At 60.3% G+C, this 23,916-nt stretch carries 20 protein-coding genes and 1 pseudogene; 8 read left to right on the top strand and 13 right to left on the bottom strand.

The genetic code is table 11. The annotated features are described in order from the left end of the window. Positions 1-109 precede the first annotated feature (109 nt). The 7 genes from ACIPL2_RS18705 to ACIPL2_RS18675 form a co-directional block, all read right to left on the bottom strand. Complete coding sequence (locus ACIPL2_RS18705) at positions 110-991, bottom strand: glycine betaine ABC transporter substrate-binding protein (protein ID WP_401358470.1); 882 nt, start codon at positions 989-991, stop codon at positions 110-112. A gap of 53 nt (positions 992-1,044) precedes the next feature. Further along, the gene (locus ACIPL2_RS18700; RefSeq protein ID WP_401358469.1) at positions 1,045-1,713 is read right to left on the bottom strand and encodes an ABC transporter permease; all 669 of its coding nucleotides are present in this window, start codon (positions 1,711-1,713) and stop codon (positions 1,045-1,047) included. A 2-nt stretch (positions 1,714-1,715) separates the two neighbouring features. Further along, complete coding sequence (locus ACIPL2_RS18695; RefSeq protein WP_401358468.1) at positions 1,716-2,714, bottom strand: ABC transporter ATP-binding protein; 999 nt, start codon at positions 2,712-2,714, stop codon at positions 1,716-1,718. Further along, positions 2,711-3,400, bottom strand: coding sequence for an ABC transporter permease (locus ACIPL2_RS18690; RefSeq protein ID WP_401358467.1), 690 nt, complete (start codon positions 3,398-3,400; stop codon positions 2,711-2,713). The genes ACIPL2_RS18695 and ACIPL2_RS18690 overlap by 4 nt, the downstream gene beginning before the upstream one ends. Before the next feature lie 345 nt (positions 3,401-3,745). After that, positions 3,746-4,741 (bottom strand): GlxA family transcriptional regulator, encoded by a 996-nt coding sequence (locus ACIPL2_RS18685; RefSeq protein WP_401358466.1) that lies wholly within the window; start codon positions 4,739-4,741, stop codon positions 3,746-3,748. Positions 4,742-4,990: 249 nt separating this feature from the next. Next, positions 4,991-5,965: an alpha/beta hydrolase family protein gene (locus tag ACIPL2_RS18680; RefSeq protein ID WP_401358464.1), complete on the bottom strand. Its 975-nt coding sequence runs from the start codon at positions 5,963-5,965 to the stop codon at positions 4,991-4,993. 35 nt (positions 5,966-6,000) lie between these two features. After that, positions 6,001-6,894 carry an amidohydrolase family protein gene (locus tag ACIPL2_RS18675; protein ID WP_401358463.1) on the bottom strand — a complete coding sequence of 298 codons (894 nt, stop codon included), beginning with the start codon at positions 6,892-6,894 and terminating at the stop codon, positions 6,001-6,003. 532 nt (positions 6,895-7,426) lie between these two features. On the opposite strand from ACIPL2_RS18675, the gene ACIPL2_RS18670 reads away from it, so the two are divergent. The 7 genes from ACIPL2_RS18670 (at position 7,427) to ACIPL2_RS18640 (ending at position 16,333) form a co-directional block, all read left to right on the top strand. After that, a complete protein-coding gene (locus ACIPL2_RS18670) occupies positions 7,427-8,557 on the top strand; it encodes a PAS domain-containing protein (RefSeq protein ID WP_401358461.1) in 1,131 nt (376 codons plus the stop codon). Continuing rightward, complete coding sequence (locus ACIPL2_RS18665; protein WP_401358459.1) at positions 8,554-9,990, top strand: sigma-54 interaction domain-containing protein; 1,437 nt, start codon at positions 8,554-8,556, stop codon at positions 9,988-9,990. Before ACIPL2_RS18670 ends, ACIPL2_RS18665 begins: the two co-directional genes overlap by 4 nt. Before the next feature lie 244 nt (positions 9,991-10,234). Next, a complete protein-coding gene (locus tag ACIPL2_RS18660; RefSeq protein WP_401358458.1) occupies positions 10,235-10,837 on the top strand; it encodes a dimethylamine monooxygenase subunit DmmA family protein in 603 nt (200 codons plus the stop codon). Continuing rightward, positions 10,834-11,802, top strand: a complete 969-nt coding sequence (locus tag ACIPL2_RS18655) for a PDR/VanB family oxidoreductase (RefSeq protein ID WP_401358456.1) — start codon at positions 10,834-10,836, stop codon at positions 11,800-11,802. Before ACIPL2_RS18660 ends, ACIPL2_RS18655 begins: the two co-directional genes overlap by 4 nt. Positions 11,803-11,819: 17 nt before the next feature. Beyond that, the gene (locus ACIPL2_RS18650; RefSeq protein WP_401358455.1) at positions 11,820-12,860 is read left to right on the top strand and encodes a heme-dependent oxidative N-demethylase family protein; all 1,041 of its coding nucleotides are present in this window, start codon (positions 11,820-11,822) and stop codon (positions 12,858-12,860) included. A 256-nt stretch (positions 12,861-13,116) separates the two neighbouring features. Then, the gene (locus ACIPL2_RS18645) at positions 13,117-14,652 is read left to right on the top strand and encodes an APC family permease (protein ID WP_401358453.1); all 1,536 of its coding nucleotides are present in this window, start codon (positions 13,117-13,119) and stop codon (positions 14,650-14,652) included. A 256-nt stretch (positions 14,653-14,908) separates the two neighbouring features. Further along, positions 14,909-16,333: a gamma-aminobutyraldehyde dehydrogenase gene (locus tag ACIPL2_RS18640; RefSeq protein WP_401358452.1), complete on the top strand. Its 1,425-nt coding sequence runs from the start codon at positions 14,909-14,911 to the stop codon at positions 16,331-16,333. Positions 16,334-16,463: 130 nt separating this feature from the next. Here ACIPL2_RS18640 and ACIPL2_RS18635 read toward each other — a convergent pair whose 3' ends face one another. Beyond that, positions 16,464-17,480, bottom strand: coding sequence for a succinylglutamate desuccinylase/aspartoacylase family protein (locus tag ACIPL2_RS18635; protein ID WP_401358450.1), 1,017 nt, complete (start codon positions 17,478-17,480; stop codon positions 16,464-16,466). A 108-nt stretch (positions 17,481-17,588) separates the two neighbouring features. On the opposite strand from ACIPL2_RS18635, the pseudogene ACIPL2_RS18630 reads away from it, so the two are divergent. Next, a pseudogene (locus ACIPL2_RS18630) lies at positions 17,589-18,128 on the top strand (TetR/AcrR family transcriptional regulator); the annotation flags it as partial. On the opposite strand, the gene ACIPL2_RS18625 reads toward ACIPL2_RS18630, so the two are convergent. From ACIPL2_RS18625 to ACIPL2_RS18605, 5 genes are all read right to left on the bottom strand, one after another. Then, complete coding sequence (locus ACIPL2_RS18625) at positions 18,084-19,088, bottom strand: DMT family transporter (RefSeq protein ID WP_401358449.1); 1,005 nt, start codon at positions 19,086-19,088, stop codon at positions 18,084-18,086. The pseudogene ACIPL2_RS18630 and the gene ACIPL2_RS18625 overlap by 45 nt on opposite strands. Beyond that, positions 19,088-19,786 (bottom strand): ABC transporter permease, encoded by a 699-nt coding sequence (locus ACIPL2_RS18620; RefSeq protein WP_401358639.1) that lies wholly within the window; start codon positions 19,784-19,786, stop codon positions 19,088-19,090. The genes ACIPL2_RS18625 and ACIPL2_RS18620 overlap by 1 nt, the downstream gene beginning before the upstream one ends. A 5-nt stretch (positions 19,787-19,791) precedes the next feature. Beyond that, a complete protein-coding gene (locus ACIPL2_RS18615; RefSeq protein ID WP_401358447.1) occupies positions 19,792-20,505 on the bottom strand; it encodes an ABC transporter permease in 714 nt (237 codons plus the stop codon). Between the two features lie 150 nt (positions 20,506-20,655). Beyond that, on the bottom strand, positions 20,656-21,438 hold the full coding sequence (locus ACIPL2_RS18610) for a transporter substrate-binding domain-containing protein (protein ID WP_401358445.1): 783 nt from the start codon (positions 21,436-21,438) through the stop codon (positions 20,656-20,658). A 28-nt stretch (positions 21,439-21,466) separates the two neighbouring features. Beyond that, positions 21,467-23,470 (bottom strand): aminotransferase class I/II-fold pyridoxal phosphate-dependent enzyme, encoded by a 2,004-nt coding sequence (locus tag ACIPL2_RS18605; protein WP_401358444.1) that lies wholly within the window; start codon positions 23,468-23,470, stop codon positions 21,467-21,469. Between the last annotated feature and the right edge of the window lie 446 nt (positions 23,471-23,916).

Genomic DNA, 23,916 nt, shown 5'->3' with positions numbered 1-23,916 from the left:
CTATTGGGGCGAGCGATACAAATAGGCAGGATAAAAAGAGGCCAGCGATTTTCAGCTGGCCCGGACAGTCGTGATCAAACCCGGTGACGTCACCGCCACCGCGCAATCACTAGAGCAGCTTGTTCTTTTGCAGAAATTCCTTGGACACGCTCTCGATGGATTCACGGCCAACGTCGACCCGGGAGTTGAGGCCGGCAATGGTGTCATCGTCCAACGTGGAAGAAAGCGCGTTGAGCAACTCGCCGATCTTCGGGTTCTCTTTGAACACTTCAGTGCGAATCACCGGCGTCAGCGCGTAGCTGGGGAAGAAGCCTTTATCGTCTTTCAGCACGACGAAGCCAAAGGCCGGAATCCGCCCATCCGTCGACAGCACCAAAGCCAGATCGACCTGACCATCCCGGAGCGCCTGATAGGTCAGCCCGCCGTCCATACGAACGATGTTCTTGCGCTCGAATTCAAACTTGTAGGTGTCTTGCAGAGGACGCAGGCCATCGGGGCGCGAGAAGAACTCGGCGTTGGAGGCGAATTTATAGGATTTGCCGCCCTGGATATTCTTCGCCAGATCGCTGATGGAGACGACGTCATCTTTCTCGGCCTCTTCCTTGCGCATGGCAAAAGCGTAGGTGTTATTGGCCTTTGAAGGGTTCAACCAAGTGATGCCCTTCTGCGCGTCAAGCTCGCTGATCTTCTTGTACGTCTGCTCAGCGTCGAGTTTGTCCGTGACCTTGTTGTAAGTAATCAGCGAAGTGCCGGTGTATTCCCAGTACACGTCGACCTGGCCGTTCTCTTGCGCCGCGCGCAATACCGACGAACCCAGGTCCGGGCGTTTATCGACGCTGTAGCCATTGGCGCGCAAGAGTTGAGCGGTCATCTCGGCGACCAGTTGTTGCTCGGTAAACTTCTTGCCGCCAACCACGATGGTGCTGTTGGCAGACGCGCTGCCCACGACACCTGACACAAGACTCAGGGTAAAGATCAGACTGGCTAGCATTCGATAAATCATCGTGCACCTCTATTATTGGTTTTTGTCGTTGGTCTGCAGATTCATTCGCGCCCGGCCAGCCTCAAGCCCCGTGACACGGCAACGTTCTGGATCAAGCCGCAACCCAGATCGACGGCAATCGCCAACAGCGCCGTCGCTGCGGCGCCGGCCAGCATCATGCCGAAGTCGTTCAGGTCGATTCCGGTAAAGATCAACTCGCCCAGCCCGCCGCCACCGACCAGGAAGGCCAGCGGTGCGGTGCCGACGTTGATTGCCAGCGCCGTGCGGATGCCCGCGAAAATCACGTTCATCGCATTGGGAATTTCGACTTTCCACAGCGTTTCCCGTGGCGTCATGCCCATGGCTTCGGCCGCTTCGACCAGGTGCTGCGGCACGGCGCGCAGGCCTTCATAGGTGTTGACCGCCACGGGCAACAAGGTGGCGACAAACAAACCGATGATGGCCGAGCCGCTGCCAACACCAATGAAGCTCATGGCCAATGCCAGCAACGCGAGCTTGGGAATCGCCTGCCCGACGTTAAGCACCTGCATGCTGACCATGGCGTAACGCTGGTTCGCCGGACGGCTCATCCACACGCCCAACGGCAGCGCAACGGCCAACGCCAGCGCCCCGCTGATCGCCACGATTTGCAGATGCTGGACCGTCAGGTAGCTGATGTCGCCCCAGTAAAACTGCAGCCCTTGCCACACTCTGCTCAGTAAGTCAGACATCGTCAGTGCACCACCGGCGTAATGTTTTCAACAAGTCGTGCGAGGATGTCGGCCTGGTGGACATAGCCGATAAAGCGTCCGTCGCTGTCGTTGCACAGTGCCCAGTCCTGACCGCGTCCCAACAGTTGCGAGAGCACCTGGCGCAGGTCATCCCCGGGCTTGACGATCAAGTGCGTGTGCGACGTCACACTGCTGTTGCCGCCGACGACCTGCATGTGTTCGCGTGGCGGGACCTTGCTGGCCACGTCAACCGCGCGCAGCAGACGCAAGCGTTTCATGATGCGGTCGCCGCCCATGAAGTTCGCCACGAACTCGCTGTTGGGCCGTGCCAGCAAATCATCCGAGGTGCCGAACTGCTGGATTTTGCCGTTGTGGAACAGCGCGACGCAGTCCGCCATCTTCACCGCTTCATCGATGTCGTGACTGACAAACAGCACGGTCTTGTTGACGAGGCGCTGGATGCGCATGAATTCGTCCTGGATCACTTCCCGGTTGATCGGGTCGATCGCGCCGAACGGCTCATCCATCAACATGACCGGCGGATCCGCGGCCAAGGCCCGGGCCACGCCGACGCGCTGCTGCTGGCCGCCCGACAGTTCGCACGGGTAGCGCTTGAGGAATTTGGACGGGTCCAGTGCGACCACTTCGAGCAACTCCGCCGCGCGCTTGCGGCTCTTGGTTTTGTCCCAGCCCAACAGATTAGGCACGACGCAAATGTTTTCCTCGACGGTCATGTTCGGGAACAACCCGACTTGCTGGATCACATAGCCGATTGAACGCTTGAGAGTGACGCTGTCCAGTTCGGAGGTGTCGCGCCCGCCGATCCTGATCGTGCCGGAGGTGGGCGTGATCAGTCGGTTGATCATTTTCAGCGTCGTGGTTTTGCCGCAGCCCGACGGCCCCAGCAGTACGCAGATCTGCCCTTCTTCAACATTGAAAGAGACATCCTCTACCGCAGTGATTGAGCCGAATTGCTTGTTCAGGTTTTCGATCTGGATCACGTCGTCGCTTCCTTCATTCGGCCAGTGGCCACTTTGTTCTTGTTCAAGCCTTTTGGCGTCAGGAGGCGCTGCAAGCCGTACAGTGCGTAATCGGCCGCAATGGCGATGACACTGATGACGATTGCGCCGGCCAACAGCTGGCGGGTATCCGATTGCGCGATGCCGCGAATGATCAGGCTACCGAGGCCGCCGGCGCCGATGTAGGCCGCGATGGCTGCAATGCCGATGTTGATGACGGTGGCCATCCTGACGCCCGCCATGATCAGCGGCACCGCAATCGGCAGCTCAACCTTGCGCAAGCGCTGCCAGGTCGACATGCCCATGCCGATCGCCGCTTCACGCAAGGCAGGATCGATGTTGGAAATCGCGGTGGTGGTGTTTCGGATGATGGGCAATTGGGAGTAGAGAAACAGCGCAATCACCGCCGGTACGATGCCAATCCCGTAGCCGATCAGCGACAGGGCCGGAATCATCAGGCCGAACAGCGCGGCAGAAGGAATGGTCATCAGGACAGCGGCGAACGCCAGGACCCAACGGCGCGTTCTGGGGTGCTGGGAGATCGCGATCCCGACAGGCACGCCGGTCAGAATCGCCAGCCCCACCGCTATCGCCACGATGAGCAGGTGCTGCCCGAGGAGCAGACTGATCAGCCCGCCGTTTTCCAGAATGAAACTCAAGGTTTCCATGGTTGATATGCCTTCTGTACGTCATTGTTATTTTTATCGGTCGTGCATCTGGAAGTGAACGCCGGATCTGTAGGAAACATTACCGCGCTACCGTCGGCAGCCTGAGCTTTGCGCCCGACGATTTCTATCAAAAAATCGACGTCACGTGGCACTCAAGCATGCAATGCCAGGTGAAGCGTTGATTGAGGAAGGAAGTATGCAGGATCGCCCATTTCCCAAGGTTGGCCGGAGCGCACCGCCTGTCGGGCCGAGTCATTAGCTTGCTATGCGGTTTTATAACGCGGACCGACTGTGTGGTTTTTCAGGGGATTGGCGTTGATTGACCCGCCTGTTCAACGACGGCCCTCAGGAATGCGCATCATCAAATTTCCGCCGTTCCTCACCGGGCGTACATCCCCATACTCGACGGTAGGCAGCACCGAGGTGTGACGCCGAGACAAATCCGCAGCTGTAGGCGATGGAAGCGATGGGCTGGGTGCTTTCACGCAACAGGCGCCGCGCTTCGTTCAGCCTGAGCTCCAGGTAAAACTTCTTCGGCGTCATGCCGAAGTGCTGATGCCACAGCCGCTCCAGTTGACGATGGGACAGGTTGCAGCGGCCGGCGATTTCTTCGATGCCGACAATGTTCTCCAGATTGTCTTCCATGAAGGCGATGGCGGCCGTCAGCCGGCGATCGTGAATCCCGAACCGCCACTGAATCGACATCCGCTGATGTTCTTCCGGGGCTCTGATGCGGGCGTGGAGGAATTGCTCGGCGATGCTCGCGGCCAGTTGATTGCCGAAATCAAGCGCGATTTGCGCCAGCATCAGGTCGATGGCCGCCGTCCCTCCGGCACATGTCCAGCGATTGCCATGGTTGACATACAGCTCTTTGGTCACTTCGATGGTCGGAAATTCCTCCGAAAACTGCCCGATGGATTCCCAGTGCAAGGTGCAGCGCTTGCCTTCCAGCAAGCCGGCGCGTGCGAGGATGAACGTACCGGTGCTCAGTGCGCCAACGGTGATCCCGCGCGCCGCCGCGCGTTGCAGGAAGCGCAGCATTTTCGGTGGTTTCTGGTGCTCGATGTCGAGGCTTGCCAGGACAAAAACCCGATCCAGTTCCGGGGCCTGATCAACCGGCACGGTCTGGATTTCGATACCGCTGCTGGAGCTGACCGGCCCACCGGATTCCGTGAGCAGGGTCCACTCATACAGGGTTTTGCCAAACAGCCGGTTCGCCGCCCGCAACGGCTCGCTGGCGCCGGCCAGGGCCATCATGGAGAACTGAGGGAGAATGAGCAGCCCGATTCGCTTGGTGGTGTAGCTATTCACAGACGTCGCTGATTCACCGGGGGCCGTCATTGCCAGATCCTTGTCATGGGTGGTTCCAGCCGTTCAAGTGAACCGCTTAGGCCAGCCCGGAGGAGTGGCTTTGGACACGCTATGTTAGGGCCTGGGCACGCATTCAGCCAGATTGATCTTTGGGACAGCGCAGGGTAAACCCGACGCCGTGCGATGGCTCGCAGCGATCGGGTAAACGTCGCTCGGGGAAGGTGAACAATCGCTGTGAGACCTCGGCACACGAGGTCTCACAGGCAATTGCCCGGAGGATCAGCCGCGTGCGCGGATGGCCTCATCGATGCTCTGGATCATCGACTGGAACACCGGGCTGTCGACCTGATTCTGCTGGCCATGTTGCATGTGCGAAATGATCAGTGCGCTCGGGCCGGCATCGCCCGGATAGTTCTGGTGCAGACGCACCGATTCCGAAGGCATGTGCAGGGTGTTGTCGGCGCCATGGATGATCAGTGCCGGCGGGAAGCCTGTTGCACCTTCGATGGACTGCTCCGGGTCATACGCCACGTAGGACTTGTAGGACTTCGCCGTCACGTGGGTGCAGCCCGGCCAGCGGTCAGCGCCGCCCGCTTCGGTGTAGCCGCCCAGTTGCTGATCAACATAGGCCTGGGTTTCCGGGTCCAGCGGATAGTAGCCAAGGCGGGTCGCGTCAGTCCCGGTGTCGAACGGCGGGATCGGCGCGTCATCCGCGAGCAGGTGGATGGCGGCGTCAGCAGCCACCTGATCAGCACGCAAGGCTTGCAGCTTGCGAATGCTGGTGTAGCTCATCGGCACCCAGAAACGGATCTGTTCACCACCGGCCGCGGCCAGCTCAGCCACTGCACCGAGGCTCGCGACCGAGCCCATCGCCCACGAGGCGACCACCGGCATCTCGCCGAAATGCTCACGCGCCCATTCAACGGCACCCAGAACCTCGTCTTTCTGGTCTTCGAGGATGACATTGGTGATCTCAATGTCTCCAGCCTGGATCGTATTGCGGATGTGCTTGTTGGAAAAGAAACCCGCCACGTCGTAGGTCATGACGCGATAACCACGGGCCGCCAAGGCGCGACCGAACAGCTGGCCGTACATCGTCACGCCGCCGGTGAAGCCGGAGTTGAAAATAACGGGTGGCAGTTTTTTCGACGCGGCGTCAGATTGTCCAGGCTGAAACACCGTGCCTTTGAGGCTCAGGGTGTCGTCGCCGTACTTGACGGTAAAGTTGATTTCTTTTGTTGTAATGGTCGTCATCGCTAAATATCTCGAAGTGGGAGCGTGGGCGTAGATCAACTTGCCAATTGGCCAGCGGCTCCTCGGAGAAGCTGGTCAACAGGAATTCGGGTTTCTTTGGAAACATGCTGTGCAACGGCATCAACGAAGTTAAAAGCGTTGCTCGGATCAAACCGTCCGGCATACGGCGCACCCTGGTTGTCGGTGCCGACATGAGGGGCATCGGTGGCTTCCAGAAGGAGCTTGTCAGCGCCGACCGCGCACACAATCTGCATGACGAATCGGGCGGTTTCCTCGGGGTGCACAGAGGTGCGATAGCCGGGGCCTTTGAACCACACGTTGCCCCGCTCTCGCGCTTCGGTGAGTAGCGCGATGTAAGCCGGCTCGGTGATGTCCCGCTCGGGGTGACAGGTGCCCAGGTGATCGATGATGACCCGCACGTCGCGTGGGATCTGGCGCAACACCCGCAGATTGGTCTCGGCTTCTTTGGCGTAGATATGCAGGTGCTGATGCGGCAGCAGGCGGGCATAAAACGCCGACCATTGCCCATCGCTGAACTGCGTATCGGAAACCGTTTCAGGCCGTGCATCGTGAAGGACGATGCGGGCGCCCATCACCTGCGGATGTGCGAGCCGTTGCGAGGTTGCGTAAGCAGGCTCTGCCTTGATCGTGCCCACCAGTTTGACGCCGCCGTAACGCAGCGGGTTTGTCGCCTGGAGGTTCTTCAGCTCCTCGAAGGAGGCGAACACGTTTTCCGAATCCGGCAGGATACTCAGATGGACGTTATTGATCAGCGTCGGGGCAATTCCGGCATCGATCAATGCATCCAGATAAGCCGTCAGCGGGTATGGCTCAGGCAACGTATAGGGCAGCGAACCGGCCACCCGATGCAGATCCTGCGCGGTATAAAAATGAACGTGACTGTCTATTCTTTTGGTCGACGGCAGCATGATTTTTGTTTCCTGCTTTTGTGCGAAAACAATAATCGTCGCCAGCGCTCCGTCGCTCCCGCCAACTCGACGTGTAGTATCAAAATTTCGCCATGTGCGATGTTTGGGTGGGGAGGATTTGGGGATTGCGGCTCAGGTTTGAATGGCCTGAATAGTCCATGAGCCGCTCTACTACAGAGTTTTCGGGGGTTCACCGTCGCAGAAATGAAACTTCGCTAAATCGGTCAGATGTGAGAAATGGCGAAATTTTGTTGTAGCACCTGTAGGAGCGAGCTCGCTCGCGATGGTCGTCAAAGATAACGCTGAAAACCTGACCACCCGCGGTGTTTTCAGTCCCATCGCGAGCAAGCCATCGGGCGTTAAGCGCTGCAACAATGCATAACATGCTGCACTATCACAGCACAGGTTCGCGCTCACGCCCTCGAACCTCAATGTTTACCAGCCGATGAGTTGGCATGCGATATGCCCCTTGCTTCAAAAGCCTGAGTGTTTTCAATCAGGTACCCATAAGCCAAATCGAGCCGATCAATCGATGGATACCCTGAATTTACTGGTCAACAAAATCCAGCCCCTTTCAAGCACCGTGAACGCTGACGGGCAACTCGTCAGCCTGTCCGCCAGCCTGAGCGATCAATTGGGTTATGCGCCAGAGGAGCTGCTGAATCAGCCGATTGAACGTATCTACAGCGTCGAGTCGGTGCGGGCCTTGCAGTTGCTGTTCGCCAATCCTTCTGCCGACGAGCAGGTCCACAGCCTGGAGTTGACGCTGATTCGCCATAACGGCGGTCTGCTGCACGTCGTCGCCAGCGGCCTGCTGGAATGGCGCTCGGTGCAACCGGCGCGCCTGCACCTGCTGAAAATTGCGCTCGGATCGCTGGGCCATCGGCTGCGGGAAATGCACAACGCCAATGAAGTCATGAGCCAGATGCTGCAGAGCGCCAAGGTGGCCTACTGGTGCATCGAGTTCGCCGAGGCGGTGGACATCAACACGTCGCCTGATGAAATCGTCCGCCAGGTCTTCGAAAACGACTCGCACTGGCGGCTGTGCAACCGGGCCATGGCCGACGTCTATGAGATGCCGTCGGATGTCGATTTCAACCAGCAACCGGTTCGTCTGTACTGGCCTCGCAGCCCGGCCAACGAGGAGTTTGTGCGGCGCTTGATCGAAGCCGGTTTCAGCGTCGACTGCGCACTCTCCGTGGACCGTCGTCACGATGGCTCACCGGCCTACGTCGAAAACGATGTCCGCGCGACCATCGTCAACGGCCATCTGCTGCGCATGTGGGGCAGCATTCGCGACGTCAGCCAGGAATTGCGCATGCAACACGACGCCGAGCAGCGCATCGATGCCTTGCGCCGGGTCTTCGATGCGGTGCCGGACGCGGTGCTGGTGATCGACGAACACCTGCAACCGCAATGGCGCAACGCAGCCTTCGAAGAGACGTTTGGCATTACCCATGGCGCCGGCATCGCTCGATTGCTGATGGATAACGCCCTGCCCGAGCGCACCTGGCACAGCTTGCCGTTGCCGGATCTGAGCGGGCGAGACTTGAACTTCAATGTGCATTGTTCGCGCATCCTGATTCGCGAAGGCGTGGCGTGGCGAGTGGCGGTGTTTCGTGAAAGCCAGGGCGTACGCCGTGCGCAAGAGTTGCACCCATGAACGACAAGAACCTGCCACCCACGCTGCAAATGGGCATGCGCTCATCGGTCAATGTCAGCAGCGAGGTGCTCGGCGCCTTGCTGGAAACACCCTCGCTGCACGCCTTGCTCGATAGCTTCAGCGAAGCGCTGATCGTGACCGACGGTGAAGGCCGGGTGCGCTTTCTCAATCTGGCCGCCGAGCGCGTTAATCGACTGTCCAAACAGCAAGCCGTCGGGCTGTCCGACCAAGAGTTTTACCAACGCTCGGCATTGAATTACGACGACTTGATCACGGCGCTAAACCGAGGCGGCAACAGCGCCTTGACCCGCTCACGGGAAGGTCGGGTGCTACTCAGCAGCACCCATGCCATCCCCACGGGCGCCTACGAAAAACCGTTCAGGATGTTGACCCAGAAAGACTTCGACGGCAGTCAGCCGCAGCGTCGAGCGTCGCTAGGCAACCGGCCCGTGGAGCCGCAAGGTCTGCGCGATCCGCAGGACAGCGCCCTGCATCTGTCTCCTCAACTCTCGAGCATCGCCGACACCGGCGTGCGCGCCTTTCGACGTCGTGCACGGTTGTTGTTGCTGGGCGAGCCGGGCGTCGGCAAGACGGCCATCGCACGGCATATCCACCGTGCAGCCGGCTGGGGTGATCGCCCTTTTATTCACGTTAACTGCGGGAGCATTCCGGAGAGCCTGTTCGAATCCGAGATGTTCGGCTATGAACGAGGCGCCTTTACCGGCGCATTGCAGGGCGGCAAGCAAGGCTACATCGAGGCCGCTTCGGGCGGAACCTTGTTCCTCGATGAGATCGGCGAAATCCCCCTGCATGTCCAGGCCAAACTGCTGAAATTCCTTGAGGACAGTACGATCCAGTCGGTCGGTTCGCCGCTGAGTAAAACGGTTCAGGTGCAAGTGATTGCGGCCACCAACAAGGACCTGCGTCACCTGGTGAGCCTGGGTGAGTTTCGCGCCGATCTCTACTACCGCCTGGCCGTCCTGCCGGTAGAAATTCCGCCGTTGCGCCAGCACCGCGATGACTTGCCGTTTCTGATCGACATTCTGTTGAGCCGTATCAACGGTGATCGCGAGCCCTCCCTGAGCCTGTCTGCCGGTTGCCGGCAGCGGCTGATGAGCTATGACTATCCGGGCAATATCCGCGAGTTGGTGAACATCTTTGAACGGCTGGCGGTACTCGCCGACGATGAAGCACAGGAGCATCATCTGCCGGCCGAATTGCTCGAGCCGGTGCGCCCTCAGGAGCGTTTGAAAACCAAGGTTGCGGACGAAGAACCGGAGGACAATCCAGAGCGCAATCTCAAGCTTCAAGTCCAGCATTTCGAACGCCAGGTCATCCTCCGGGCCGTGCACCTGTGCGGCAGCAAGCGCAAAGCAGCGCAGCACCTGGGTATCGACATCGGTACGCTGATCCGCAAGCTCCAACGCGACTGAATCTCCCCGACACAGGGATGTGTCCAATGCCCCTTCTTTTTCGCCTGAAGCGCTGCAAAAACGCATACAGCCGTGGCCATTCCTGCCTGCACCTCACACTCACAAAACTATAAAAACCTTTAAATTCAATTGGTTAATAATCTGGCACGACCTGTGCTCCTGCTATCTGCACCCCATCATCATTGGGCTTTGCATCAGGGCCGGCTTCCATCAGCCGAGCCGGTAGCCAGGAGGAATAATAAAAATGTTGATCACCGGGATCAAAAGCCGACCGGTCTATGACCAGTTGCAACCGCTGCCGGGAGGCCTTCGGCACATCATTGCCGGGCAAGGCAGCGGCGGTCGCGCCATGTTGCGCTTGTTGGGCGATATGGCAGGGCTGGATCGACCGATCACCTTGCTGTACTCCCAGGAGTCGTTTTCCGGCCAGGACTACCTGGCCCAATTGCAGCAGCACCGCGAACACTCACTGCACGTGCATGCGTCCAACCAGGCACTGATCGACGAGCTCAAGACGCTGCTCGGTGAAGCGCGTATGGGCACCCGTCTTTACCTCGCCGGTTCTGAAAGTTTCCTGGGCAGTGCCATGCAAGTGGCCACGCATTTCGACCTGAATCGCGACGAAGTGCTGCGCGAACACTCCGGGACGTTGGTCCGCCGAGTCTGGTGCGTGCATTGCGACACCTACACCGAAAATGTCACCCAACGCGTTTACGACTGCCCCGGTTGCGGTTTGACGCTGGTGGTGCGCGATCACTATTCCCGGCGGCTGGCGGCCTTTCAGGCAGTCAAGGCCGATGCCGAAGTCCCGGGTGAATTGCCCGAAGCCGAGGAGCTCGACACATGAGCCAGAACAATGGGACGTTGAATCTGCGCGTGGCCCGAATCGAATCGGTCACCCCGGAAATCAAACGCTTCACCCTGGTGTCGCCGACCGGCGCGCATTTGCCCGCGTTCTCCGGTGGCAGCCACGTTGTGGTGCTGATCGGCAATCAACACAACACCTTGCGCAACCCTTACTCGCTGTTGAGTTCACCCTACGACACCAGCAGCTATCAGATTGCTGTGCGCCGGGTAGAAAGCGGTCGCGGCGGTTCGGTCTCGCTGCACGACAACGTCGTAGAAGGCGATCTGATCGAAGTCACGCCACCGGTCAACCTCTTCCCGTTGATCAAACAGGCACGCCTGCACCTGTTCATCGCCGGCGGCGTCGGCATCACGCCGGTGATTTCCCAACTGGAAGAACTGCGGCTGAGCAAGGTGCCGTTTGAACTGCATTACGCGGTTCGCGGCGAAGCGCACGCGCAGCTCGGCAAAGAGTTGCAAGCCACCTACGGCGAGCAGGTCCACCTGTACCGCAAAGGCATCGAGTCGCGCATGGACATAGGCCGGATCCTCGCGGACCGTCCGCTGGGCAGCCACGTGTATGCGTGCGGTCCGGACAGCATGATCGACGCCACCCTGGCCTGTGCCCGCGACCTTGGCTGGACCGACAGTCATGTGCACTTCGAGCGCTTCCTTGAACAAAGCAGCGGCGGCGAAGCCTTCAGTTTCACCCTCGGCCGCAGTGGCGCAACCATCGACGTCTCACCGGACCAGACCATGCTCGAAGCCGTGGAGGCCGCCGGCTACAGCATGCCTTACCTGTGTCGTGGCGGCGCCTGTGGTCACTGCGAAACCGAGGTACTGGAACTCGACGGCGAGCTGCTGCACACCGATGACTGGCTGTCCGACGAAGACAAAACCAGCCGCAAGAAAATCATGCCCTGCGTATCCCGCGCCAAATGCAATCGCCTGGTCATCGACCTCTGATCGACGGAGACATAACAATGAATATCCAATTCAATCCCGACGAAACCTACCGCGACGACTACACCTTCGCCAACCGTCCGGAAACGATCGCGCGGGCGCCCTTCCCGTTCCCTGATGACGACTACATGTACTCGATGAACCTCGAGCCGCATGTCTCGGTCGGCGACGGTGCGTTTCGCGCCGCCTTCGACTTCGATGAGCATTACATCAGCGAGTGCCGCGACCGTGCGATCACCCTCGAAAAAGATCCGGGCATGCACTACGTCTCGGCCCCGCACATGATGGAGGCGCAATGGGACTTGCTTGAGTTGATCATGGAGTCCTACGCCCGGGATTATCCGCAGTACTTCAGCCTGGCGCGTGAAGGTCGGCAGTGGCATTGGACCAACCGTCTGCTGGACATCGACGACCACTTTACCTTCGGCGATCCGACCACCCTGCCCTATGAGCCCATGGAGTATGTGACCCGTCAGGCGCAGGGCGATTGGGTGCTGCAGGAAGAACGCGACGGCACGCTGTACTGGGGGGCCGGGATCGCGACCCAGCGCGCCGATTACTCCTTGCGTTTCAACCTCGGCATGAGCTGGGAAGAGTTCCACGGACCGGTGCCGCTGGTGAAGGAAATCGGCATGCTCGACCGCGCCCTGAAGTTTCTGCTGCGCCTGCGCACGGGCCACCCGGTGCGTCGCCTGAACTGGTCGTTGACCGTCAACCCGCGCCTCGAAGTGTCGGCCGAAAGCCTGCCGGAATGGGCACCGGACCGCACCATCGTGACCGCGGAAAACGCCGGCAAGCTGGTTTACCTGCGTATCGAGTTGCAGCCGCTGCATCGCTTGCCGCGCAGTAACGCCATCGTCTTCCCGATTCGTACCTACCTGTTGAGCCTCGAAGACATCGCCACCAACCCGGCGTGGGCCCGACGCATGCATCGGGTCCTGCGGGATCTGAACCAGCAACTGGTCGACTACAAGGGCTTCAGCCGCTACCGCGATGCGGCCGTCGAATGGCTCTCCCACTACGACGACGGGCGTGACGCCGAGACCAAAAAACAGGCTTGAAAATGCGGGCCCACTGCGCCACTGAACGTAGCAGCTGGCGAAGCCTGCGTTCGGCCGCGGAGCGGTCGTGAAATCAGACGATGCGGTGTTTCATGAGCACCCTGCACCCAGGTTTTACGACCGCTTCGCGGCCGGACGCAGCCTTCGGCAGCTGCTACAGGTGCGAGGCCTGAACAAAACAACAAGCTCAAACGAGCAATGGCGGGACCACCCGCCAGTACTGCAAATCAACTGCCATTGATAATGAGGAAATAAAATGAGTGGCTTACCCAACGCGCGTGCAAGCGTCGCCGATCAGGACGCGGAACAACTCCGCGCCCTCGGCTACAGTTCGGACTTCAATCGCAGCATGAGTCTGTGGGAGAACTTTTCCCTGGGCTTCACTTACCTGTCGCCGGTTGTCGGTGTCTATACCCTGTTCGGCTTGTGCCTGGCCGCCGGCGGCCCACCGATGTTCTGGTCGTACCTGCTGATCGGTGCCGGCCAACTGCTGGTGTGCCTGATTTTCGGTGAAATCGTTTCGCAATTCCCGATTTCCGGCGGTGTCTATCCGTGGGCTCGCCGTTTGGTCGGCAAGCGCTGGGCGTGGATGGTCGGCTGGGTCTATGCGTGGGCCTTGTGTGCAACCATCGCTGGCGTAGCGGTCGGTGCCGGGCCCTATCTGGCGATTATGCTCGGCTTCAATCCGGGTCCCGAGGCCAATATCTATATTGCCCTGACGATCATCCTGCTCTCGACCTGCCTGAATCTGGTGGGCACCAAACTGCTGGCACGCGTCGCCATGTTCGGCTTTCTCTGCGAGTTGGTCGGGGCGATTCTCGTCGGTGGTTACTTGCTGATTTTCGAGCGTCATCAGCCATTCAGCGTGCTGTTCGACACCTTCAACCTTGAAGTCAATGGCTCGTACTTGCCGGCGTTCCTCGCGGCGTCCCTGGCGGGCCTGTTCCAGTACTACGGCTTCGAGGCTTGCGGTGATGTCGCCGAAGAAACCCCGAACCCAGGCAAGCGCATCCCCAAAGCCATGCGCATGACGATCTACATCGGCGGTGCGGCGGCGATGTTCGCTTGCCTGGCGCTGATTCTTTCAGTGCCGGACATGGCCAAGGTGCTGGCCGGTGAAGACACCGATCCGGTGGCCACCATCCTCGCGAACGCCTTTGGCCCGGTCGGTTCGCGGCTGGTCATGGCGGTGGTGATGGTGTCGTTTATCTCTTGCGTCTTGAGCCTGCAGGCAGCGGCCAGCCGTCTGTTGTTCGCCTATGCCCGCGACGAAATGATCATTGGCAGTTCGCTGCTCAAGCGCCTCTCGGGCAACCATGTGCCGTCGTTCGCCTTGCTGATCAGCGGGCTGGTGCCCGCGGCGATTGTCTGCCTGGGCATGTTCATGGCCGATGCCGTGGCGACCATCGTCGGCTTCGCGGCGATCGGGATCTACGTCGCGTTCCAGTTGATCGTCGTCGCGGCATTGATCGCTCGCGCCAAGGGCTGGCGCCCGAATGGTCAATTCACCCTCGGCGCCTGGGGTCTTTGGGTGAACCTGGCAGCGCTGGTGTATGGCGTGTGCGCCATCGTCAACATGGTCTGGCCGCGTTCGCCGGATGCGCCGTGGTACATCAATTATTCGATGATCCTGACCACACTGGTGGTGATGGGCGCCGGCCTGGTGTACATGCTGCTCGGCAAGCCTTACGACAAAGGCACGGCGCCGGCCGGTGATGCCTGGAAGTTCTCCAAACCGCTTGCCAAACCCGCTGGAGTTTCCGGCGCATCGGCCAGCCGAACCTCGATCTGATAACAACCATCCCTGTAGGAGCGAGCTTGAACTGGCGAAGGACGTAAGGGCGCCGCGTTTATCCAGATAGCCCTTGTCATCGTTAACGTTTTTCGCGAGCAAGCTCGCTCCTACAGAACAAAAACAATCCCCCTGTAGGAGCTGTCGAGTAAAACGAGGCTGCGATCTTTTGATCTTGTCTTCAAAAAGCAAGATCAAAAGATCGCAGCCTCGTTTTACTCGACAGCTCCTACAAGGGCATCGCGAGGATATTGAGATGCAAACCAGACTCTTGATCAACGGCCAACTGATTGACGGCGACGGCCCCGCCCAACCGGTGTTCAACCCGGCCCTCGGCCGCGTGTTGATCGAAATCAACGAAGCCCGCGAAGCCCAGGTCGATGCCGCCGTGCGGGCCGCCGATGCGGCGTTCGACAGCTGGTCGCAAACCCCGCCGAAAGAACGCTCGCTGCTGCTGCTCAAACTCGCCGACGCCATCGAAGCCCATGGCGAAGAGCTGGCCAAACTGGAATCGGACAACTGCGGCAAACCCTACAGCGCCGCGCTAAACGACGAGATCCCGGCGATTGCCGACGTGTTCCGCTTCTTCGCCGGTGCCAGCCGGTGCATGAGCGGTTCGGCCGGCGGTGAATACCTGGCCGGGCACACGTCGATGATCCGTCGTGACCCGGTCGGCGTGATCGCTTCCATCGCGCCGTGGAACTACCCGCTGATGATGGTCGCCTGGAAAATCGCCCCGGCCCTCGCCGCCGGCAATACCGTGGTGCTCAAGCCGTCGGAACAAACCCCGCTGACCGCCCTGCGCCTGGCCGAACTGGCGTCGGAGATTTTCCCGGCCGGCGTGCTCAACCTGGTATTCGGCCGGGGTCCTACGGTCGGCAGCCCGCTGGTCACGCACCCGAAAGTGCGCATGGTGTCGCTGACCGGCTCGATCGCCACCGGCTCGAATATCATTTCCAGCACCGCCGACAGCGTCAAACGCATGCACATGGAACTGGGCGGCAAAGCCCCGGTGATCATCTTCGACGACGCCGACATCGAGGCGGCCGTGGAAGGCATTCGCACCTTCGGTTTCTACAACGCCGGCCAGGACTGCACCGCCGCGTGCCGCATCTACGCCCAGGCCGGCATCTACGAAAAATTCGTCGAGAAGCTTGGCGCAGCGGTCAGCAGCATCAAGTACGGCTTGCAGGATGATCCCTCGACCGAACTGGGGCCGTTGATCACCGCGCAACACCGCGACCGCGTCGCCGGGTTCGTCGAGCGCGCCGTGGCGCAGCCGCATATCCGCTTGATCACCGGTGGCAAGGCTGTTGAAGGCAATGGTTTCTTCTTTGAGCCGACGGTGCTGGCCGACGCACAACAGGACGACGAAATCGTCCGTCGCGAAGTGTTCGGGCCGGTGGTGTCGGTGACCCGATTCATCGATGAAGCCCAGGTGCTGGGCTGGGCCAACGATTCGGACTATGGCTTGGCGTCGTCGGTCTGGACCGCGGACGTCGGCCGTGCGCATCGTCTTTCAGCGCGGTTGCAGTACGGCTGCACGTGGGTGAATACGCACTTCATGCTGGTCAGCGAAATGCCCCATGGCGGTCAGAAACTGTCCGGTTATGGCAAGGACATGTCGGTGTATGGATTGGAGGATTACACCGTCGTGCGGCATGTGATGTTCAAGCATTAAAAGCTTCGCGGGCAAGCCTCGCTCCTACAGGTTTTGTGTCGTTCACATGATCGGCGCGCACCACAAAACCTGTAGGAGCGAGGCTTGCCCGCGAAGGCGTCACCGCTATTTCAAGGCAGAAATAATCGACCTAGTTCGGGTCCAGCAACCCTCCGCTCCAGTTCCGCGACGGGCGTGTACCCGTGAACTTCGCCACCCCCATGCCCTGGGAAATGAATCGATCCCGACAGCAGGTAACCAGCCGCCCGGTCTGTTCGGCCAACAGCACCACTTCGGAGTCCGGGTCACCCGGGCGACGCAGGATGCGCGCAAAACGCTGTCCTTCTTCGACGACATCACCCAGTTCTTTTTCAAAGATCAGCACCCCCGGTTGCGGTGCAAGAATGGTCTCCATGTGCCCCATCTCCACGGCTTCGACGGGCCAGTCTGCCGCTGACACCGCATCATCGATGACCCCGATTGTACAGAGCCAGGCATACAGTCCCTCGGCGTCCTGCTCGGCGAATCGATCGCTGACGTCGCCCTGCCCGCGCAGCTCCAGGGTCGCGGCCATGTGCTGATCGGTGGTGCCGTCGCGCAACCACGGCGCAATGATGGTTTCCTCGAAAGAGCCATCGTCACCGTCGTCCCAGATGATCGCCACGTCCATCTTCATCGCCGCCGCCAATTCACGGCCACGGGGCCAGAAACTGCGGTGTACATACAGGTAGGGCAGCGCTGCGTCGTCGGTGTGCAGGTCGAGCATCAGGTCCGACTGCGCCGCCAGTTGCACCAGTTTTTTTTGCCACTGCTGAACGTTGGTCGAAGGTCGTTCCATCGCCGCCGACCGGTCGAATCCGCGATTGAAGTTCTGGCCGGTCGCATGGTGATATCGCCCGAGGATCCGCCCCTGGGAAAACTGCCCGATGCCGAGCGGATTGGCTTGTGGCACCACGGTCACACTGCCCTTGAGCCGGCCCTGCGCGTGCGCCACGTGAAGACGCTGCATCAACACATGCAAGACCAGCATCCCGGCGATTTCGTCGGCATGCACCCCGGCCTGTAGATGGACTGTCGGCCCGTGGCCGTCGCCGACGAAACGCCAGGCACTGACCTGCACCGCGTCGCCGTTATTGTTGGGGATGTTGAACGAAACGTCCTGCACCATGTGTTTGCCCTCCCGTGATGACCGTTAAACATCGTCGCTGCCGATACTGGAGATTGAACATCTGTTCAACTAAGCTCGCCAACGTGGAACTACGCCAAGGAACTCTTTGTGACCACCGTTGCCCCGAAAAACCGCCGTGCCGAACCCGACGAACGCCGCGAACTGCTGATTGCCGCGACCTTGCGCTGTCTGGTTCGCGATGGCCACTCCGGGATTTCCGTGCGGCGCATCGCGACCGAGGCCGGTGTGTCCGTCGGCCTGCTCAATCACCATTTCGGCAGCATCGATGCGCTGATCGCCGACACCTACCAAAAGCTCGCCAGCGAACTCACCACCGCTCTGCTCCACGAAATCCACCAGGCCGGAACACCGGCGCAGAAGATGGACGCCTTCCTGGTCGGTTCTTTTTCACCGAGGGTCATGGACCCGAAACTGCTGGGTGCCTGGGTGGTGTTCTGGAGCCTGATCCGCCACTCCGATCACGTCAGCAAGGCCCACGAAAAAAGCTACGGTGCCTACCTCGACCTGCTGCGCCAGTTGCTCGATGACTTGGCGGCCAGCGAAGGTTTCACGATCCACGACACGCGCCTTGCCGCCATCGGTTTATCGGCGATGCTCGACGGCCTCTGGATCGAGTGGTGCCTGAACCCCGAGACCTTCAGCCCCGCCAACGGCCTCCACATCTGCCGCTGCTGGATAAAGGGGCTGCGACACGGAGCATTCGGAGCCGACGACGTCCTGTGACGGGTGCCGACCGAAGATCATCGCCAGGGTGCCGCTGACCGCGATCAGACCGGCGCCGATCATCAGCGACACATCCATCAGCGTGCCCCAGATCAGGCTCGACAGCAGGAACGCCCAGATCAGCCCGGTGTACTCGAACGGCGCCAGCACGGTCGCGGTGGCGCGCTGGAAACTGGCGAACAACAGAAACTGCCCGATACCGCCCAAAAGCCCTGCGCCGAGCATGCCCAACCAGGCAGGCGTCGGTGTCGGGGTGTAGGTCCACGGCAACGCCACCGTCATGCAGATGACGAACACCACATTGGTGATCAGCATCTGTTCCAGCACCGAGGTCTGGTCATCCACCTGGCGTAACTGGATGTAGGTAATCGCCCAGCACATCGCCGCCAGCAACGTCAGAACAATCGGCAACGGGGCGGTGAGGTTATTGGGGCGACAGGCAATCACCACGCCGACGAAGCCGATCATCAGGGAGAACCACTGCCAACCGGTGACGCGCTCCTTGAGAATCACCGTCGCCAGCACCGTCACCATGATCGGTGCCGAAAAATACAGGGTGGTCATTTCCGCCAGCGTCAGGTCCCGTGCGGCGGTGTAATACATCAGCCAGGCGGCGATCGACAGCAAGCCGCGCACCACCAGCAACCGCCGACTGGACGAGCACCACGCCCGCCGAACCAATGCCAGGCGGCCCACCAGCAAACAAGCCACCGCGACCACCACCGCGCGCCAGAACAGAATCGTGAACACCGAATAATCGTCCACCAGCCACTTGATGCCCGCGTCCTGCAAGGACAGAAATGCGTAGCCCAAGGTGCACAGGCCGATGCCTTGCAGCGAGCGGTCAACCACGGGCTTATTCATCATGCGGACCTGCGCACTGGCGTTCCCCGCCGTTCGGCAAACGCAAACAACGCCTCGATCAGGAACGTCAGGCAGACGTACACACCGGCCACCAGCAGTAACGGTTCATACACCTGCAGCGTCTGCGCCCGCACCACGTTGGCCGCGCCCAGCAAGTCGATCACGGCGATGGTCGAGGCCAGTGCCGTGGATTTGAGCAGCATCACGGTCTCCCCGGCCAGGGTCGGCAACAGCAAACGCAGGGCCCGGGGCAAACGCACCCGTAACAACGCCTGGCGCGCCGTCATGCCAAACGCCGAAGCGGCTTCCATTTCACCTTTGGGCACCGCCAGCAGGCCACCGCGAATCACTTCGCCCACGTACGCCCCTACCGAGATCACCAAGGCAAACACGATGTACCAGTAACCGTCGCGCAGATAGGGCCAGAAAAAACTGCCGCGTATCAGCGGAAATTGCGCGAACAAGCTGCCCAGGCCGTAGTAGAAAATGTAGATCTGGATCAGCAACGGCGTACCGCGCGTCACGCTGGTGTAGAACAGACTAAGCTTGGCAATCAGCCTGTTCTTCGAGATCCGCGCCAGCGCGACCAACACCGCGAGCACAAAACCGAACACACTGGAAATCAACAGAATGGCAATGGTCGTCTGCAGTCCGCGGACCAGCAACGACGCGTATTCAACTATCCACGCTGGAATCATTTCACTCACTCAGCCAATGGCATCCAGCGACGAATGCGTCGCTCTAGCCGGCCCGACAGATAGTTGGACAGCAACGTCACCGCGTAATACAGCGCGGCAGCCGTGAGGTAAAACAACAGGTAGTGACGCGTCGAACCCGCGCCTTGCTTGGCGGTGTACAACAACTCGTTGGTGCCGACCACGCTGATCAGGGCACTGTCCTTGATCAGGTTGATCCACAGGTTGGCCATCCCCGCCATCGCATACGGCGCCATGATCGGCAGCGTGACGCGCCGGAACAGCCCGAAGCCGTGTAGGCCGAATGCCTTGGCCGCTTCGATCTGGCCGTAGGGAATGGCCTGGATCGCCGCGCGAAAAATCTCCGAGGCGTAGGCGCCCTGCACCAGGCCCAGTACCAGGATCGCCGCCAGCGGACCGCTGACGTTCACCGCGTCGTAGCCGAGCGATGCCATCAAGGAATTGAGCAGCATGGAACCGACGTAGTACAGCAGCAGGATCAGCAACAACTCCGGCACCGCCCGGAACACGGTGGTGTAACCGCGCGCCAGGGCCGCGATCGGTTTTGGCCCGCCCAGTTTCAGGCAAGCGACCGCCAAGCCGATGGCCAACCCGACCAGAAAGGCCCCGGCCGATATCTGCAGGGTCATCCAGAGCCCCTTCAACAGCGCCCCGCCCCATCCCTGTTCGGTGAAATTGATCAAATCGAACATTGCTGGCATTTCACTCTCCCGTTGGCATACTTCATCTGCCTGCTGCGCACCTTTGTGGGAGCGGGCTTGCTCGCGAAGGCGGAGTGTCAGTCAACATCATTGCTGAATGTCTGACCGCTTTCGCGAGCAAGCCCGCTCCCACAGGGATTTGTGCTGAGGTCAGAACGCCGGTTTTACGCTGGTACCGAAGTAGTGTTGGGACAGGTCGTCATAGTCCTTGCTCGCCAGCAAGGTCTTGATCGCCTTGTCGAGTTTGGCCTTGAGTTCAGCGTCGTCCTTGCGCAGGCCGGCACCCACGCCCTTGCCGAAAATCGGGTCGTACGGGACGGCGCCGAGGTAGGCCAGGTCTTTCGCATCCGCCGTCTTGACGAAGGCGGTCATGGCCGTGCCGTCGGCCATCATCAGGTCGATTCGACCGGCAATCATGTCGGCGTTGGCCGAGTCCTGAGTGTCGTAATACTTAACGTCGGCAATTTTCTCGTAATACGTTTTCAGGTAGCTGGCGCTCACCGTCGAGTTCTGCACGCCGATGGTCTTGCCCTTGAGATCGTCGGGGTACTTTTTCACTGAAGCATCCTTCGGCCCGACAATGGCAATCACCGAGTCGTAGTAGGCGTCGCTGAAGGCGATCTGTTTTTCACGCTCTTCGGTCACCGACATCGAGGAGAAAATCACGTCGATCTTCTTCGCCAGCAGCGACGGAATGATCCCGTCCCACGCCACTTCCTTGATCTCGCACTCGGCTTTCATTTCACTGCACAGCTTGTGGATCAGGTCGACCTCAAAGCCCTTCCACTCACCGTTGGCCTGTTTCTCGGTGTACGGCGGATAAGGTTCGGCCGCCACCGCGAACCTGATCGGCTGAGCCTGTGCCGCGCTCATGCCGGCCAGCAATACGCAGGCCACGCCGGTAAACCAGTTTGCAAAACGTCGATGCCCCATGATTTTTTCCCCGTCTTTTTATGATGTATTAGCGAGTCTGATGAGCGTTGACGAACTGTCGGCAACGCTCGCTGCGTGGGTGTACGAACACTTCATCCGGCGAACCGGTTTCCTCGATCAGCCCTTGATGCAAAAAAGCGACTTTGGAAGAGACATCGCGTGCGAAGGCCATTTCATGGGTCACCAGGATCATAGTCCGGCCTTCTTCCGCGAGAGAGCGGATCACCCGCAGCACTTCGCCGACCAGTTCCGGGTCGAGTGCCGAGGTGGGTTCATCGAACAGCATGACCTTGGGCCGCATGGCCAAGGCCCGGGCGATAGCCACCCGTTGTTGCTGTCCCCCGGAAAGAAACGCCGGGTACTCGTTACGCTTGGCCGCAAGCCCGACACGTTCGAGCAAGGCTTCGGCTCGTTCAGTGGCTTCGGCACGGCTTTCACGCAGGACCTGGGTCGGCGCTTCGATGAGGTTTTCCAGCACCGTGCGATGGGGCCAGAGGTTGAAGTTCTGGAACACCATGCCCAGGCTCGAACGGATACGAACCAGTTGCTTGGCATCGGACACCAGCGGCGCGCCGGGGCGGGTATGGTTCAGGTGAATGCTTTCGCCGTCGACCAGAATGCGTCCCTGGTCCGGCACTTCGAGCATGTTGATGCAGCGCAGCAAGGTACTTTTGCCCGAACCGCTGGCGCCGATCAGCGAGATCACCTCGCCTTCGCAGGCAGTCAGGGATACGCCCTTGAGCACCTCGATATTGCCAAAGCGTTTGTGCAGTTGGTCGACCTCGATCATGGTCCGCGCCGCAACGGGCGCCGCCACGGCTTCACGGGCCACGCGTGCGATGACGGGCCGCGGCGCTTCGCCGCTGAGCACCAGGACGAAATCGCGGATACGCCGACAGGCCTCGGCCAACCGCTCTTCATCCAGGGTGAAAGACAGGCGCACAAAACCTTGTGCGGGTTCGCCGAACGCGGCGGCGTCCAGCGCCGAGACGCGGGCCTCGCGCAACAGCCGCCAGGCGAACTCCAGCGAAGTCAGGCCGGTGGCGCGCACGTCCACCAGCACGAACATGCCGGCATCCGGTATGAGCACGCTGATGCCCGGGCAATCCGACAGCCCTGCCACCACCAGGTCACGACGCCGACGATAGATGCCGCGCATGCCGTGGGTCACTTCATCGTGGGACTCGACGGCTTTGAGCGCGGCCTCCATGACAAACCCCGGCAAGCCGTAGAGCATGCTCAGCACCAGGTTTTCGGCGTGCGCAACGAGGGCTTCATTGGCAACGATCCAGCCGATGCGCCAACCGGTCATGGCATGGGATTTCGACAGGCTGCCAATCACCACGCAACGCTCAGCCATGCCGGGCCACGCCGCCAGGCTCAGATGGTCGCGCTCGAAGGTCAGGCTTTCATAGACTTCATCGACCACCACCCACAGGTCATGGGCGATGGCCAAGTCGGCGATCGCTTGCAGCTCTTCGCGGTTCATCACCACGCCCGTGGGATTGTTCGGGTTGGAGAAGAAAATCGCCCGGGTCTTCGGGGTGATTGCCTTAGCCAGCACGGCGGCATCAATGCGGAAATCATCGTCCGCCGAGCAGGCCACCCGCACCAGCGTGGCGCCGGAAGCCTTGAGCGTTGCTTCGTAGGTCACGTACATCGGATCGAAGGCGATGACTTCGTCGCCGGCACTGAGCAGGCACATCGACGCGGCAAAGAGTGCGTTTTGCGCCCCGGCCACGGCGATGACGTTTGAGGCGTGCAATGGGCGATCGAACAGCTTGCCGTAGCGCGCGGCGATGGCTTCGCGCAAGGCCAGGCGACCGGCGATTTCGGTGTAGTGGGTGTCACCTTCGCGCAACGCCTGGATGGCGGCGTCGGTGATGAAGTCGGGCGTGGGGAAGTCCGGATCACCGACACTCAGAATGATGACATCCTCGCCACGGCCTCGTGCTTCAAACGCGGCGTAATGGATATCCCAGGCAGCAACGCCTTGCCCTGAGATCCGCTCAACAAAGGGTGAAAACCGCATGCCAGTGCCTCGTTCGAAGTGAAGAGCGCAAGCCCGCAACCAACCGGGAGAGAGAATGTGAAAACGAACATAGACCAAGCTGAACACTCGTTCAACAGAAAACTGATGAAGGTTCGCGTTCAGCGTAAACAGGTCGTTTTCAAGACAGTGGTGCCGTTTTTTGCGTAGCGGCTCGTTCACACGACCCCGCTGCGCGCACAGGTCGCCGAGGCTATTTTCCCCTGCGATCCGCCAAGCAATTTCACCAGCAACGCATCCCCCTGTAGCAGCTGGCGAAGCCTGCGTTCGGCTGCGCAGCAGTCGTGAAATCGAGCAACGCGGTCCTTCAGCATTACCGCGTGCTCAGGTTTGACGACTGCTGCGCAGCCGAACGCAGGCTTCGCCAGCTGCTACATCTATGGTTACCCCCTTTTCTGCAATACTGTTTTTGATGCGTGTTTGGCTTG

The organism is Pseudomonas sp. NPDC086251, assembly GCF_044746405.1.
GTDB lineage: Bacteria > Pseudomonadota > Gammaproteobacteria > Pseudomonadales > Pseudomonadaceae > Aquipseudomonas.
This window is presented reverse-complemented; position numbering and strand designations above follow the sequence as displayed.

Coding starts and splice junctions, on each gene's coding strand:
- ACIPL2_RS18645 (WP_401358453.1), top strand. CDS start 13,117: ATGAGTGGCTTACCCAACGCGCGTGCAAGCGTCGCCGATCAGGACGCG.
- ACIPL2_RS18680 (WP_401358464.1), bottom strand. CDS start 5,965: ATGACGACCATTACAACAAAAGAAATCAACTTTACCGTCAAGTACGGC.
- ACIPL2_RS18655 (WP_401358456.1), top strand. CDS start 10,834: ATGAGCCAGAACAATGGGACGTTGAATCTGCGCGTGGCCCGAATCGAA.
- ACIPL2_RS18700 (WP_401358469.1), bottom strand. CDS start 1,713: ATGTCTGACTTACTGAGCAGAGTGTGGCAAGGGCTGCAGTTTTACTGG.
- ACIPL2_RS18605 (WP_401358444.1), bottom strand. CDS start 23,470: ATGCGGTTTTCACCCTTTGTTGAGCGGATCTCAGGGCAAGGCGTTGCT.
- ACIPL2_RS18650 (WP_401358455.1), top strand. CDS start 11,820: ATGAATATCCAATTCAATCCCGACGAAACCTACCGCGACGACTACACC.
- ACIPL2_RS18625 (WP_401358449.1), bottom strand. CDS start 19,088: ATGAATAAGCCCGTGGTTGACCGCTCGCTGCAAGGCATCGGCCTGTGC.
- ACIPL2_RS18685 (WP_401358466.1), bottom strand. CDS start 4,741: ATGACGGCCCCCGGTGAATCAGCGACGTCTGTGAATAGCTACACCACC.
- ACIPL2_RS18620 (WP_401358639.1), bottom strand. CDS start 19,786: ATGATTCCAGCGTGGATAGTTGAATACGCGTCGTTGCTGGTCCGCGGA.
- ACIPL2_RS18635 (WP_401358450.1), bottom strand. CDS start 17,480: ATGGTGCAGGACGTTTCGTTCAACATCCCCAACAATAACGGCGACGCG.
- ACIPL2_RS18640 (WP_401358452.1), top strand. CDS start 14,909: ATGCAAACCAGACTCTTGATCAACGGCCAACTGATTGACGGCGACGGC.
- ACIPL2_RS18615 (WP_401358447.1), bottom strand. CDS start 20,505: ATGCCAGCAATGTTCGATTTGATCAATTTCACCGAACAGGGATGGGGC.
- ACIPL2_RS18610 (WP_401358445.1), bottom strand. CDS start 21,438: ATGGGGCATCGACGTTTTGCAAACTGGTTTACCGGCGTGGCCTGCGTA.
- ACIPL2_RS18690 (WP_401358467.1), bottom strand. CDS start 3,400: ATGGAAACCTTGAGTTTCATTCTGGAAAACGGCGGGCTGATCAGTCTG.
- ACIPL2_RS18660 (WP_401358458.1), top strand. CDS start 10,235: ATGTTGATCACCGGGATCAAAAGCCGACCGGTCTATGACCAGTTGCAA.
- ACIPL2_RS18665 (WP_401358459.1), top strand. CDS start 8,554: ATGAACGACAAGAACCTGCCACCCACGCTGCAAATGGGCATGCGCTCA.
- ACIPL2_RS18670 (WP_401358461.1), top strand. CDS start 7,427: ATGGATACCCTGAATTTACTGGTCAACAAAATCCAGCCCCTTTCAAGC.
- ACIPL2_RS18675 (WP_401358463.1), bottom strand. CDS start 6,894: ATGCTGCCGTCGACCAAAAGAATAGACAGTCACGTTCATTTTTATACC.
- ACIPL2_RS18705 (WP_401358470.1), bottom strand. CDS start 991: ATGCTAGCCAGTCTGATCTTTACCCTGAGTCTTGTGTCAGGTGTCGTG.